At 35.7% G+C, this 14,783-nt stretch carries 11 protein-coding genes and 1 tRNA gene; 7 read left to right on the top strand and 5 right to left on the bottom strand.

Annotation, left to right across the window (positions count from 1 at the left end):
* Window positions 1-75 precede the first annotated feature (75 nt).
* Window positions 76-151 (bottom strand) — tRNA-Met (locus PL77_RS10210).
* 87 nt (window positions 152-238) lie between these two features.
* Here PL77_RS10210 and PL77_RS10205 point away from each other — a divergent pair.
* The 7 genes from PL77_RS10205 (at window position 239) to PL77_RS10175 (ending at window position 9,404) form a co-directional block, all read left to right on the top strand.
* Window positions 239-640: a hypothetical protein gene (locus PL77_RS10205; protein WP_156152312.1), complete on the top strand. Its 402-nt coding sequence runs from the start codon at window positions 239-241 to the stop codon at window positions 638-640.
* Window positions 641-688: 48 nt separating this feature from the next.
* The gene (locus PL77_RS10200; protein WP_044204493.1) at window positions 689-2,950 is read left to right on the top strand and encodes a tetratricopeptide repeat protein; all 2,262 of its coding nucleotides are present in this window, start codon (window positions 689-691) and stop codon (window positions 2,948-2,950) included.
* 96 nt (window positions 2,951-3,046) lie between these two features.
* Complete coding sequence (gene purE, locus PL77_RS10195) at window positions 3,047-3,550, top strand: 5-(carboxyamino)imidazole ribonucleotide mutase (protein WP_044204490.1); 504 nt, start codon at window positions 3,047-3,049, stop codon at window positions 3,548-3,550.
* A 138-nt stretch (window positions 3,551-3,688) separates the two neighbouring features.
* Window positions 3,689-4,603: an AraC family transcriptional regulator gene (locus tag PL77_RS10190; RefSeq protein ID WP_044204487.1), complete on the top strand. Its 915-nt coding sequence runs from the start codon at window positions 3,689-3,691 to the stop codon at window positions 4,601-4,603.
* Between the two features lie 249 nt (window positions 4,604-4,852).
* A complete protein-coding gene (locus PL77_RS10185; RefSeq protein ID WP_044204485.1) occupies window positions 4,853-5,668 on the top strand; it encodes an SDR family oxidoreductase in 816 nt (271 codons plus the stop codon).
* Between the two features lie 295 nt (window positions 5,669-5,963).
* Window positions 5,964-7,883 (top strand): molecular chaperone DnaK, encoded by a 1,920-nt coding sequence (gene dnaK, locus PL77_RS10180; protein WP_044204482.1) that lies wholly within the window; start codon window positions 5,964-5,966, stop codon window positions 7,881-7,883.
* 354 nt (window positions 7,884-8,237) lie between these two features.
* Window positions 8,238-9,404: a nitrate/nitrite transporter gene (locus tag PL77_RS10175; protein WP_044204479.1), complete on the top strand. Its 1,167-nt coding sequence runs from the start codon at window positions 8,238-8,240 to the stop codon at window positions 9,402-9,404.
* Window positions 9,405-9,484: 80 nt separating this feature from the next.
* Here the strand turns inward: PL77_RS10175 and PL77_RS10170 are convergent, their stop codons facing one another.
* From PL77_RS10170 to PL77_RS10155, 4 genes are all read right to left on the bottom strand, one after another.
* Window positions 9,485-10,297, bottom strand: coding sequence for a DUF4249 domain-containing protein (locus PL77_RS10170; protein WP_044204477.1), 813 nt, complete (start codon window positions 10,295-10,297; stop codon window positions 9,485-9,487).
* A 15-nt stretch (window positions 10,298-10,312) separates the two neighbouring features.
* Complete coding sequence (locus tag PL77_RS10165) at window positions 10,313-12,637, bottom strand: TonB-dependent receptor (protein ID WP_044204474.1); 2,325 nt, start codon at window positions 12,635-12,637, stop codon at window positions 10,313-10,315.
* Between the two features lie 118 nt (window positions 12,638-12,755).
* Window positions 12,756-13,517 (bottom strand): LytTR family DNA-binding domain-containing protein, encoded by a 762-nt coding sequence (locus tag PL77_RS10160; RefSeq protein ID WP_044204471.1) that lies wholly within the window; start codon window positions 13,515-13,517, stop codon window positions 12,756-12,758.
* Window positions 13,514-14,530 carry a sensor histidine kinase gene (locus PL77_RS10155; protein ID WP_172665831.1) on the bottom strand — a complete coding sequence of 339 codons (1,017 nt, stop codon included), beginning with the start codon at window positions 14,528-14,530 and terminating at the stop codon, window positions 13,514-13,516. The genes PL77_RS10160 and PL77_RS10155 overlap by 4 nt, the downstream gene beginning before the upstream one ends.
* Window positions 14,531-14,783 lie beyond the last annotated feature (253 nt).

Raw genomic sequence — 14,783 nt, 5'->3', positions numbered from 1 at the left:
GTAAGATAGTATTTTATTTAGATATTGGGCTTGTAAATAAAAAAAGGTTACCTCATAATAGAGATAACCTTTACTTGGTAGCGGGGACCAGACTCGAACTGATGACCTTCGGGTTATGAGCCCGACGAGCTACCAACTGCTCCACCCCGCACTGTTTTTCTTAATTGCAGTGCAAAAGTAGGGAAATGTTTTTAATAAAAAAATATTATCCTCAACTTTATTACAAATAAATGAAAATATGATGAATTTTAGATTAATAGAGTGCTCCTTTTTCTCTATCTTTATAGTGATCTTAGCTTCTGCTTGTCAAAGTGTTCAAACAAGTCGTATTTCTGATGATGAGTTATTGAATCATTGGTATCATTTTTCTGAAGAAGATAATTTAGATACTCTTGTATTTGTACATCATCAGCAATTAAAAACTGTTCGGGGAGGAAGAATTAACTTCGAATTGTTTAAAGATGAAACAATGACATGGGAAGAAGCGATGAGCAATGACAAGCCTGCAATTACAAAAGGAAATTGGAAGTGTGATTCAAATACAAATACATTAACTTTTACTTTAGATAATCTTACGAAACATTTTTTGATTATCTCTTTAAAAAATAATAAGTTAAAGGTCAAACAAATTAGCAGGTGATGCGTATAGTTAAATAGGGATGATAATTACTTAGTTCTATCAACATTAATGAAATTAAAAAACAACTTACTAATCAGTTTGTCGGCTTTAGTGTTTTCAGGAGCAATTTATATAAGTTGCAATCAAGCAGACAACAAAGAAACAAAAGTGGAGACTACTTCAGAGGTCACAAATCCTCATGCAGATCTAAATCTACAATATCCTGATTCAATCTTTGTGGGAACTGAGACCTGTCGTTCTTGTCATGAGGACGAATACCATAAATGGAAAGGTTCTGATCACGATAATTCAATGAAGCTTGCTACCGATGAGACGGTTTTGGGTGACTTCAATAATGTCACTTTTAAAGGGAATAACGTTATCAGCAAGTTTTTCAAAAAAGGAGACAAGTTTTACGTCAATACTCAGGGTCCTGATGGTGAAAACCACGACTATGAAGTAAAATATACTTTTGGTATCACACCACTTCAGAACTATATGGTGGAGATGGAAAAAGGTAAAGTTCAAGTGATCAGAGAAACTTGGGATACTGAAAAAGGCGTGTGGTTTAATCAACATGATGATTTGGACGATATCCAGCATTATGAATGGTTGCATTGGTCTAATGGCGGTGGAAACTGGAATACAATGTGTGCCGATTGTCACTCTACCAACGTTAGAAAAAATTACGATTTTGAAAAAGACGAGTTCGATACAAAGTGGTCAGAAATCAACGTAGGTTGTGAATCATGCCACGGTCCAGGTAAAGAGCACGTGGAGTTTGCTAACTCAGCAGAGTTTGAAGAAAAGAAAGATTTCGTAGAAGGTTTATATATTCAGCAGTTTAGAACTTCAGATGATCAGAAGACCTTGATTGAGTCTTGTGCTCCTTGTCATTCAAGAAGATCTCAACTGACAACCAACTTTAAGTATGGTCAAGGTTTCTATGACCAATTTGCTCCTGAGATTTTGAGAGAAAATATGTACTATCATGATGGTCAGATCTTGAATGAGGTATATGTTTACGGTTCATTTATTCAAAGTAAAATGTACCATGAAGGTGTAAAATGTACGGACTGTCATGATGCCCACAAAGCTGAATTGAAGTTTAAAGACTTGAATAAAGTATGTGCTCAGTGTCACGAACCTCAAGAATATGAAGTAAAATCACATACATTGCATGATACGGGTAAAGACGTAAGATGTGTGGATTGTCATATGGTAGGTGAAGTTTACATGGGTAATGACTATCGTAGAGACCACAGTTTCAGAATACCAAGACCGGATTTAAGTTTAAAGTATGAAGGAACTCCGAATGCTTGTAACCAATGTCACACAGATAAATCGACTAAGTGGGCAGTAGCTAATTTTGAGAAAATGTGGGGAGAACCACATTATGATTGGAGAGATACACTAGCATTGGGTAGAAGTTACTCAGAGGAATATGTTTCAGAATTGAAGCAAATGGTAGAGGAGCAAAAAGCACCGTTTATTGCAAGAGCAACGGCTGTTTACTACTTGGCTAGAACTCCTGGTAACGAATCTATCGAGGCAATTCTTAATGGTTTAAAAGATCCAGAGCCATTAGTGCGTTTTACTTCAATTCAGAATTTATCTCAATTGAGTCTTGACCAAAGAATTTCTTATTTGAGCCCTTACTTAAAAGATCCTGTAAGATCAGTTAGAGTTGCAGCGGCAATTGCTTTGGGTGATGCACCTGAAAGCCGTTTCAAAGGAAAGTGGAAAGAAGCATTTGAGTTGGCTACAGCTGAAATGAAAAATTACTTCCGTCAAGCGAAGGATTTCAGAGAAGGACCTTTTGGAGAAGGACAATATCATGAAAGAAGAAAGGATTACGATAAAGCCATCGCTTCTTATCAGCAGTCATTGAAGTTTGATACTTTAATGAATGAAGCAAGGTTTAGTTTGGCGAGGGTTTATTCTATTCAAGGAAAAATCAAACTAGCAGAACAAGCGTTGGACAATGCGATTATGACAGACCCTAACTCTGCTGAAGCGTATTATTCTAAAGGCTTATTGTATGCTGAAATGAAAGATTGGCCAAAAGCGGCTGAAGCCTTAGGTAAAGCTGCCGAATTGAATCCTCAAAATTCTAGAGCATTCTATAATTGGGGATTAGTATTGCAGCAAATGGGAGAAATTCAGAAAGCTGAAAAAACGTATTTGAAAGGTTTAAGTTTCACCAAGCAAGATCCATCATTACGTTATGCTTTGGCTGCTTTATATGAGCAAACAGGGCAAAAGCAAAAAGCACAACTGTATTGGAAATGGTTGAAAGCCAATTATCCAAATGATCCTAGATTTAACTAAAAATCAATAAAATATAGAAAGGGCTTTGTAGGACAACTGCAAAGCCCTTATTTTTGCCACAATTTTAAAATCAAGTTATTTACAAACACCAGAACCATGAAAGTAGGTATCATTATGGGGAGTCAATCTGACCTGAAAGTAATGTCAGAAGCAGCTCAAGTTTTAGAAGAGTTAGGCGTTGAATACGAATTGACAATTGTCTCAGCCCATAGAACACCAGAAAGAATGTTTGAGTATGCAACTTCTGCAAAAGAAAGAGGTTTAGCAGCAATTGTAGCTGGTGCAGGTGGTGCAGCACACTTACCGGGTATGGTGGCATCAATGACTTCATTGCCAGTAATTGGTGTTCCAGTAAAATCAAGAAACTCAATTGATGGTTGGGATTCAATCCTTTCGATCTTACAAATGCCTTCAGGCGTTCCTGTAGCAACTGTAGCTTTAGATGGTGCTAAAAATGCAGGTATCTTAGCCGCTAAAATTGTAGGAGCAACAGATGAGAAGGTATCTCAAAATATTGAAAACTTTATGCAAGAGATGAAAGACAAAGTCTTAACATCTGCTTCTGAAGTTGAAACACAAGGATGGAGAAATAAGATCTAGTCTATTTTTATTTTTGTGAAAAGGGCCTGTACTTGAAGAGAGTATAGGCCCTTTTTTTATTTTGATGTGGAAGAGAATCTGCGTTTTGTGTTAAACTTTTATTTTTTCATTCCATACTTTTGAAGAAAGAATAAAGTTATGAGTCAAAATATAATCCATTCAAAATCAATCGATGAGTTGGCCGCTTGTTTCGGAATGAAGAATACTCAACATCCATTGATCACAATTTTAAGCACCGAGGAGTTGGCGTATGGTGAAGAACATATTGGGATGAAATACTCTTCAGATATGTATTGCATTGCTTTAAAAGATAAAAGTTGTGGTTTGGATTATGGTCGTAACCATTATGATTTTAATGAAGGCGTTTTGATTTTCACAGCACCAGATCAAGTTCTTTCGGTTCGAAAAGCTCAAAAGTTAGGAGAAGTGAAAGGGTGGATGATATATTTTCATCCCGATTTAATCAGAAATACAGCTTTGGGGCAGAAGATTGACGACTATAACTTTTTTAACTACGAGGTTCATGAAGCTTTACACCTTTCTGTAAAAGAGCAAGAGACGTTGACTCAAATAGCCAACTTACTCCAATCAGAAATAGGAGAAAGAATTGATAATCATACACAACAAGTATTAGTATCTAACCTTGAGTTATTATTAAACTATAGTTTAAGATTTTATGAAAGACAGTTTAATACTCGATCAGCACAGAATACAGATATTGTTTCTAAGGTGGAAGTGCTATTAAAGGACTATTATAAAAAGAATGAGCTAGTAGAGTCTGGACAGCCAACCATTCAATATTTGGCCGATCAGTGCTTTATATCAGCAAGTTACCTTAGTGATTTGTTAGCAAAAGAAACAGGCCGATCAGCAAAAGATCATATTAATGATTTTATTATTGACAAGGCCAAAAATATGCTTGTAAACTCTTCTGATTCAATAAGTGGAATTGCCTATTCATTAGGCTTTAATTATCCTCATTATTTCGGAAGGTTATTCAAGCAGAAAACAGGAAAGACACCACAACAATATCGATCAACAATACTAAATTAGAAAAATTCTCCTCTCGCTCTCGGGAGGATGTACTCTGAATTATTTATTTTGTTAGGTTATTTTCTCTATGAGGAAATAACCTTTTTTTTTTGTAAAAAACAATATCTGCGATTCGTGTTTTTCATTCCTTGATATGTGTTAAAGCAAGTAAAGAGTAACTGTCATATTTGTAATGTGATCGTTGAGCAAGTCATTGGAAACGAGCATAATTCATTTAACTCATTTATAACCCTAAGTAATTCTAGTCAGATGAAAAAGACAATATTAATCACAGGAGCAAGTAGTGGTATTGGTAAGGAAACAGCAAAATTATTTCACAGTAAAGGGTGGAATGTTGTGGCTACCATGAGAACCCCTGAGAAAGAAGAGGAACTAACGCAATTAGAAGGTGTCAAAGTAGAAAAATTAGATGTATTAGATCTTTCAACTATTGAAAACGCAGTACAAGCTACAATTAGTCATTTTGGAAAAATTGATGTTTTATTAAACAATGCAGGTTATGGTGCATATGGTCCATTAGAAGCCTTTCCAAGAGAAAATATCGTGAGACAGTTCAATACGAATGTAGTAGGTTTGTTGGATGTAACTAGAGCAGTTTTACCTCATTTTAGAGAAAATAAAGAAGGTATGATTATCAATGTATCTTCTATTGGAGGAAAGATGACATTCCCATTGGGTAGTTTATATCACGGAACAAAGTTCGCTGTAGAAGGAATTTCTGAAGCACTAAGTTTTGAATTAGGTGAAATAGGAGTAAAAGTAAAAATTGTAGAGCCAGGAGCTATTAATACAGACTTTGGTGGACGATCATTTGATTTCCAACAGGCAGAAGGTCTAGAGGAATATCAGCCAATCATTGGCTCATTAATGAATGGATGGGGTGATGCAATGAAGCAAGCGTCTTCTGCTTCAGTAGTGGCAGATGTAATTTATACAGCATCTACTGATGGTACTGACCAATTACGTTATAGAGCGGGAGAAGATGCTCACTTCTTATTAGACAACAGAAAGAAAATGTCTGATGAAGAGTTTATCGGCATGATTAAGCAACAGTTTGTAGGGTAATTTTAATTCAACCAGTTAGATCAAAGCACAATATTCAGATGGGTATTGTGCTTTTTAATTAGGTTTTGGCACGGTGAAATAGGCGTTATCAGTAGAAATACTGCTTATTTTGACAGTATTCGTCATTAAAATTCTGCCTTTTAATATTTTTTGTCAGACCTATTTCCATGATTTCTGTCAAAATGTCTGTAAAATTCAATTGGCATATACATTGTCTAGTAGAAAGTGTCTTTGTTGAAAAACAGAGCATTAAAATTGAATTAAGAAATAAAGATATAAAATTTAAATACAGATCATGGGAAAAATCATTGGTATTGATTTAGGAACAACAAACTCATGTGTTTCCGTAATGGAAGGTAACGAGCCAGTTGTTATTGAAAACGCAGAAGGTAAAAGAACGACTCCTTCTATCGTAGCATTTTTACAAGACGGTGAGCGTAAGGTAGGTGACCCAGCGAAACGTCAAGCAATTACAAACCCAAAAAATACTATCGCATCCGTGAAGCGTTTCATGGGTAAGCAATATTCAGATGCTGGTAATGAGATCTCTCAAATGGCATATGATGTTGTTCAAGGTGCTAACAATACACCAAGAATTAAAATTGGTGATAAAGAATATTCTCCTCAAGAAATTTCAGCAATTACACTTCAAAAAATGAAGAAAACTGCTGAGGATTACTTAGGAACTGAAGTAACTGAAGCGGTAATTACTGTACCAGCTTACTTCAACGACGCAGAGCGTCAAGCAACTAAAGAAGCAGGTGAAATTGCAGGTTTAAAAGTTTCTCGTATCGTAAACGAGCCAACTGCTGCAGCATTAGCTTACGGTTTAGATAAAGCAAATCAAGATAAGAAAATCGCAGTATTTGACCTTGGTGGTGGTACTTTCGATATCTCAATCTTGGAATTAGGTGACGGTGTATTTGAAGTATTATCAACGAACGGTGATACTCACTTAGGTGGTGATGACTTCGATAAAGTAATCATTGACTGGTTAGCGGAAGAATTTATGAAAGATCACCCAACAATCGATCTTCGTAAAGACCCAATGGCATTACAACGTTTGAAAGAGGCAGCTGAAAAAGCAAAAATCGAGCTTTCTGCAGGTGCTAAAACAGACATCAACTTGCCATACATCACTCCAGTAGACGGTGTACCTCAACACTTAATGAAAGAATTATCTCGTTCTGATTTCGAACGTTTAGCTGATTCTTTAGTACAAAGATCATTAGAGCCTTGTCGTAAAGCATTACAAGATGCTGACTTATCTACTTCAGATATCGATGAAGTAATCTTAGTAGGTGGTTCTACTCGTATCCCTAAAGTACAAGAAGAAGTTGAGAAATTCTTCGGTAAAAAACCTTCTAAAGGTGTTAACCCTGATGAGGTTGTTGCAATTGGTGCAGCTATCCAAGGTGGTGTATTAACAGGAGAAGTAAAAGACGTTCTTTTATTAGACGTAACTCCACTTTCTTTAGGTATCGAAACTATGGGTGGTGTAATGACTAAATTAATCGAGTCTAACACAACAATCCCTACGAAGAAGTCACAAGTATTCTCTACAGCAGCGGACAACCAACCGTCAGTAGATATTCACGTACTTCAAGGTGAAAGACCTGTAGTAGCTGGTAACAAAACATTAGGTCGTTTCCAATTGAACGATATTCCTCCAGCACCAAGAGGTGTACCTCAAATCGAAGTAACTTTTGATATTGATGCGAACGGTATCGTAAGTGTATCAGCAAAAGATAAAGCAACTGGTAAAGAGCAGTCTATCAAAATTGAGGCTTCTTCAGGTTTAACTGAGGAGGAAATCCAAAGAATGAAAGACGAAGCAGCTGCTAACGCTGACGCAGATAAGGCTACTAAAGAGCGTGCTGAGAAATTAAACGAAGCAGACTCAATGGTATTCCAATCTGAGAAGCAATTAAAAGAGTATGGCGATAAGCTTTCTGAAGGTAACAAAACTGCTATCGAGGCAGCATTGAAAGACTTGAAAGAAGCTCACGCTGCTCAAGATTTGGATAAAATCCAACCTGCTTTAGACGCATTAAATGCGGCATGGCAAGCGGCTTCTCAAGAGATGTACCAAGCTACAGGTGGTGACGCTGCAGGTGCAGCTGGTGCTGATCCTAACGCTGCTCAAGGTGGTGCACAACAAGGTGGTAACGACGCTGATGACGTTACTGACGTTGACTTCGAAGAAGTAAAATAATTGACAAAGTAGTTGAATCATTGCAGCTACGTTAGTTAGTATTTAAAATATAGAAGAGGTTTTCTTCACGAAAGTGAATGAAGACCTCTTTTTTTTGTTATTGCTGTTCTATTGGGTGTTTTGAAGAAGCGGTTTTTGGTATATAAAAGTCATATTTTATCCATACCGTCTCTAAACACCAACGTTAAACAAGCTGTAGATAAAATGATAAAAACGTAGTATAGACAGTAGTTAGATTAAAGAAAATGAAAGAGGTTGTCCTATGGATGACCTTTTTTGCTTTTAAGTCTATAAAGGTTTAGATTCAAATGTTACTTTCATTTCAACTTTTACAACTACAATAACAAACACTTCATGAAAAATAAACTTACGCTACCGCTTATTGTTACCTCTCAGTTTTGTTGTACTTCATTATGGTTTGCAGGCAATGCGGTGATGGGTGATTTAGTAGAAAGCCTATCCTTATCAGGTGCTGCATTGGGGTCTCTGACATCTATTGTACAGTTTGGTTTTATTATAGGAACACTCACGTTTGCGGTTTTGATGATTACCGATCGGTTTTCACCTTCTAAAGTATTTTTTGTGAGTGCATTATTAGGAGCTTTATTCAATATCGGGATTATATGGGAAGGAAATACCTTCCGTTCACTATTGTTTTTCAGGTTCTTAACAGGCTTTTTTCTTTCAGGTGTTTATCCTGTCGGAATGAAAATAGCGGCAGATTATTTTGAAAAAGGACTTGGAAAGTCGCTTTCCTTTTTAGTCGGAGCATTAGTATTGGGTACAGCTTTTCCTCATTTACTGAAAGTGATTACAGGCGTGCTACCATGGAAATATGTGATTATTACAACTTCTGTTTTAGCAACAATTGGAGCATTTCTTATCGTTTTATTCGTTCCAGACGGGCCATTTAGAAAGCCATCTTCTACTTTTAGTTTTTATGCGATAAAAGATATTTTTAAGAAAACAGCTTTTCGTGAGTCGGCCATGGGGTATTTTGGCCATATGTGGGAACTTTATACTTTTTGGGCTTTTGTTCCTATCCTATTGCAGTATTATCAAAAACTGCACGATGCCAGTCATTTAAATATTCCCTTACTGTCCTTTTTTATTATTGCAGTAGGAAGTTTATCATGTGTCATCGGAGGTTTTGTTTCACAAAGGATAGGAGTGAAGAAAACAGCTTACCTATCCTTGACCTTATCGGGTGTATGTTGTTTGCTTTCTCCTTTATTTCTAAGCATTGATTCCTCTGTTGTTTTTGTCACTTTCTTGGTATTATGGGGAATGTTTGTGATTGCTGATTCTCCACTCTTTTCTACTCTTGTCGCTCAAAACGCTCCCATTGAATTAAAAGGTACAGCACTGACAATAGTGAATTGTATTGGTTTTGCTATCACAATTGTGAGTATTCAGTTACTGACTTTTTTACAAAGTGTTCTTGAAGTCAGGTTCTTATTTTTACTATTGGCATTGGGACCTCTTTACGCTATTGTAAGAATGAAAAAAAGTGAGGGATAGCCTTCAGGTGATTTAAACTTAAAGTTCAAAAATCAACAGAAATCACTATGCCTCACTTATTAGAAGAGAGCTATTGATCTTTATTGGCCTATGATAATGCTTGCGGAATCATAATTATAAGCAGAAAAATAACCTAAAGCATTATTTGACCAATTGGACAATGGGTTTCCTGGTGCAGCAGCTCCTCCACTGGGACCACCTCCACTGCCACCAATGATGTCATTGAGTGAACTGAAATAATCATAAGATGCTTCATCAAAATGAATGAGTTTTACATCTACAACGTCATCCTCTTCAAATACTTTAAAACCTAATGATACCCTTGGTTGATTACCGTTATTTCTTACATCATTAAATACTCTAAGATCATCTTCAGTGTTTTGATATTCTCCATTCACATCATGTGTTAGTCGGTAGAAGTTTTCAACATCACCTGGGTCAGTATATTTGACATAGACATAATACCCTGATTCCCTTGGACCAAATCCTTCTTCGTATTCAGAATAAATAGTATCTATAAGGACTTTGTCCAACATGGTAGTAGATGCATTGTAAACCTCATCTTCTACATTTACTTCTAAGTGATATTCAGTATTAATAATAGCGTTTATTGGAAGAGTATAACTTCCATTTCCAGTATTAGGAATAGTGACAGAACGATCTAAGTAGGTTAAAGTGACTTCAGCGTTATCAATTTTTTCTGAGGGTGAATTGTCGAAATAAGGTGCTGTTTTGGAGATATTCACTTCAAAAACATTTTCTCCTTCCATTAATACGGCCTCAATTACAATTTTTGGAGTGGCATCCTTTAAGTCAACATCAATTACTTTTTCACAAGCTGTAACCAGAAAAGCAACTGTAATTACAGCAAGAATAAATTGTATAGATTTCATAACTAAGCAGTTGTTTTAAAATTTAAAATTGTAAGTCACTGAAGGTACCCATTTGAATAATGCGACCTGTAATGCTTCCGTTTTGTTCGGGTCCTCTTCACTTGGAACAAAGCTGATTGTATAAGCGTTTTCTCTTCCGTAGACATTGTAGAGAGAGAAATTCCAACTCGATTCAAACTTGTCTGTTTTCTTTCTAATCCAAGTAAGTGCTAGATCTAAACGGTGATAATCAGGCATTCTATAACCATTTCTTTCCGTGTAGTAAGGCACTACTTTTCCGTCTACTTCATACCTTCCCGACGGGAAAGTGACAGCATCTCCGGTATAGTAAACGAAGTTTCCTGAAAGGGTTAATTTTGGATTGATTTTATAAACCGCAACAAGGTTAATATCATGAATCCTATCTTGTCTTGCAGCAAACCACTGCCCATTATTAATCTCATCAAATTGTTTTTCAGATCGTGCAAGAGTATAACCTAGCCATCCGGTAAGTCTGCCTTTGTTTTTCTTGATCATAAACTCTATACCATACGCTCTGCCTTTACCATAGACTAAATCACCTTCAAGTTGTTCATTTAAAAAAACATTCGCTCCAGTTTTATAATCAATGACATTACGCATGTCTTTGTAATAAGCTTCTACGGACGTTTCAAAGGTGTTTTCTTTGAAGTTTCTAAAATAACCCAATGAGATTTGCTCAGCTTCTTGCGGTTTAACATTATTGGAACTCATAATCCAAGTATCCGTTGGAGAAGAAGACGTAGAGTTACTGAGCATATGTAAATATTGGTAGTTCTTGTTATAGCCTAATTTTATAGAGCTTTTAGTATTAATAATATAATTAGCAGAAAGGCGAGGTTCAAAACCACCAAAGTATTGCATTGGTTCCCCGTTATCATACTTTTTGGTACCCACTACTTCTCCTTTATCATTGTATTCGTATTCGGTACCTGTTCCAATTCCTTGGAATAGAGAATAGCGCAGACCGTAATTCAAACTAAAGCGGTCAGATACTTTAAATTCATCTTGAATATATAAAGCTCCTTCAATTCCATATTTCTTTTCAGAATCTTTAGAATTTACACCTGTATTGGCTCCTGCTGAAAGATTGCCAGGTTCAATGGTATGATGAATGGCATTAAAACCAAATTTGATGGTATGCTTTGTTGAAGCATAATAAGAGAAGTCTTGTTTGATATTGATGTCTTTGATGACAGATTCTAAACTGATTTGATCTTCATCTTCACCAAACCCAAACTCGTAATTATAATTACTGTAAATGAATGAAGTATTTGAAAAGAGCTTACTGTTGAAAACATGATTCCAACGCATTGTGCCCGTTGCATTTCCATAATCCATATTGACGGACCCATCCATTCCTAATTTATCTTGCCCGAAATAACCCGAAATGAAGATTCTGTCTTTTTCAGAAATTCTATAGTTCGCCTTTAAATTGAGGTCATAAAAATAGAGGTTCGAATTACTGAAGCTAGGGTCGTTGGATAGCCCTAAAAATATATCAGCGTAAGTTCTTCTACCGGAAATCATAAATGAACCTTTGTCTTTTACGATAGGTCCTTCTACTGTCAGTCTTGATGCAATAGTACCGATTCCACCTGCAACACTATACTCTTTGGCATTCCCGTCTTTCATTCTAATGTCCAATACTGAGGAAGTTCTACCGCCGTATTCGGGCATCATTCCACCTTTGTACATGGTAGCACCTTTAATGGCATCACCATTAAAAACTGAGAAAAAACCCAATAAGTGAGAAGGATTGTAGACGGGTGCTTCATCTAAAAGCACTAAATTTTGGTCAAGTCCACCACCACGTACATAAAAGCCTGAACCACCTTCACCAGAAGATTTTACACCGGGCTGAGTTTGCATTACTTTAATGATATCAACTTCACCTCCAAAAGTGGGCAATTCTCTGATGGATTTTGTATCGATCTTGGTCACACTTCCTTCATTGGAAGTAATGTTACGATCTTCTCTTTCAGCGGTTACTACAACTTCTTCAAGGCTTTGTGCAGAAGGTGATAGCTCAAGGGAAATACTGATATTCTGATTTAATTCGATTGATTTTTCGATGACATTGTATCCAATATATTGATAGATCACCGTATAGTTTCCTGCGGGCAAACTCAAAGAATAATACCCATACGTATTGGCTGTTACACCAACACCTTTTTGTTCTTTTACTGTTATCGTAGCAAATGGTAGGTCTTCACCATTTGAAGCATCTTTAATCTGGCCACTCAGGGTGTATTTTGTTTGGCCAAATGAAAAAGAAGAGATAAGAAGTAAGATGATAGTTAAGAAAGAATTAATATTCATATTAAAATTAAGTTTTTAATTTCATACAAATATTAAATTCATATCGGGCGAACGTTACAAAAAAAGTGCTTAAACGGGCAATTTTAAACTTTAAACGGGCACCTTTTTTATAATGTTATTAATCTTGTAACCATCTTAAAAAGTCACTTGCTTTGGCCTTACTGACAATGATGTCTTCTGAAATGTTGACTTGAGTTTCTACCAAAAGTTTTCTGGCAAAATATTTTGAGACATGATGAATGGCATTTCGATTGACTAAAAACTGTCGATTGATTCTATAAAACTCTTCATTCAAACAAGATTCAAGGTTGTCTAAAGACTGATCGGTAGTGTATTTTTCCCCATCGAAAGTGTGAATATAAGTCACACTAGAGTCGAGATGAATCAGAGCAATTTGATGAGTTTTGACAGGAATGATTTTTTCACCCTTAAAAATGAGAATGTTTTTTTTGACCTTCTTTTTCGTTTCTCCCGATAGCTCCTCAATTACAGAGGTAAAATCTGTTGTGTTTTGGACGTTACTTTTGATCATCCTATTGACTTTCTGCAACGTTTCAGAGATGATGATATTATCAAATGGTTTTAAGATATAATCAATTCCATTGACCTTAAAAGCCTCCAAAGCATATTCATCATATGCCGTACAAAATACAATAGGAACCTCACATTTTATTTCCTGAAAGATCTCAAAACTCAAACCGTCAGGTAGCTGTATATCTGAAAAGAAAAGATCAGGCATAGGGTTGTTTTTGAGGTATTCAATAGACTCATCAATGGTTGTAAGCTTTGCTTCTACACTGTTATCAGGACCATATTCTAAGATCAATGATTCCAGTTCATCAGCCATTAAATATTCATCTTCAATGATTACAATCTTCATTTTTTGAGGGAGTTAAAAGTGACTTCAAATTGTTTTTCTTTGAGATTGTGGAGGACCACTGGTTCATCATTTCCTAGTAGTTTGAACCTTTTCTTAAGGTTATTCAACCCTGTACCTGTAGTGGTTTCATTATTTCTTTTGGGAATCAGATTATTTCGAAATGTGATAGACCCGTTCTCATTTTGTTGAATTTGTATTATAAGAGGATTATTCCGGGTAAATGCATTATGCTTTATGGCGTTTTCAGCCAAAGATTGTAACGTAACCACTGGCAGGAATTCATTATTGACAACTTCAGTCGGAAGAAGATTTTCAAATTGAATAGAATTAGCAAATCGAACTTTTTGTAACTCAATATAATTCTGGCAGAATTCCAGTTCATTTTTTATTAAGGCTTGGTCTTTAGCTGCTTCTGTAATTGAAAACCTCAAATGTGATGATAAGCGTACAAGGTAATCTTCCGCTGCTTTTTGTTCCTTTTTGATTAACAATTTGAGCGTATTTAATGCGTTAAAAATAAAATGAGGATGAATCTTATTTTTCAATTGCTCTTGTTGCGTAACGTACTGCGCTAACTCTAATCGTGTCTTATCTAATTCTAATTGAGCGTTTTCATGCTTGCCGGTAATTAGTCGATAGAGAATTAAAATGAAAGTATTATTGGCAGTAGTCATTATTAAAGGATAATAACCAAATACTCCAAAGTCGACGGTATTGTGCTGTGCTCGTTTTTCTTTAAGGAGAATGAAAAAAATAAACACGATAGAAAATGAAAATAAATACTTCAAGTTCTTGTTGATCTTTCTATTGAGTTGGTCATCTAAAAAATGAAGCAGCCAGATGTTTAATAACCAAAGCATAAGAATGACAATTGACACTCCAATCAGAGCTTTCATGAGATTGAAATGATTTAGTGTAGTCAGACTTTTTTCTAGTGAAGGAATTGATACGATATGCATCACCATCGGGCTGATAGTGTATATGGCAATAATAGGTGAAGTAATTAATGCCATTTTTATCAATTCTCGTAATTGAAGTTTTTTTGATACAAACTTGTTCATGTGAGTAAAGTAACAAAAAGATATTTTTTGGAATAGGCTAGTAGTTAAAAAATATTCCTATTCGCCTTCAGACTATTATTTTACTATTTATAATAGAGCACTGTAGGTTTGAAATAGTTGTTTTATGAATCAAACTATTTTGTAAGTAATGTTCATTTTTTTATTTTTTTTCAAAATAAAAAAATCGAAATGAACCTTTACTTAC

Source organism: Flammeovirga sp. OC4 (genome assembly GCF_000812565.1).
Classification (GTDB): Bacteria; Bacteroidota; Bacteroidia; order Cytophagales; family Flammeovirgaceae; genus Flammeovirga.
Note: the sequence above shows the minus strand (reverse complement) of the source record. Positions and strands in the feature narration are given on the sequence as shown.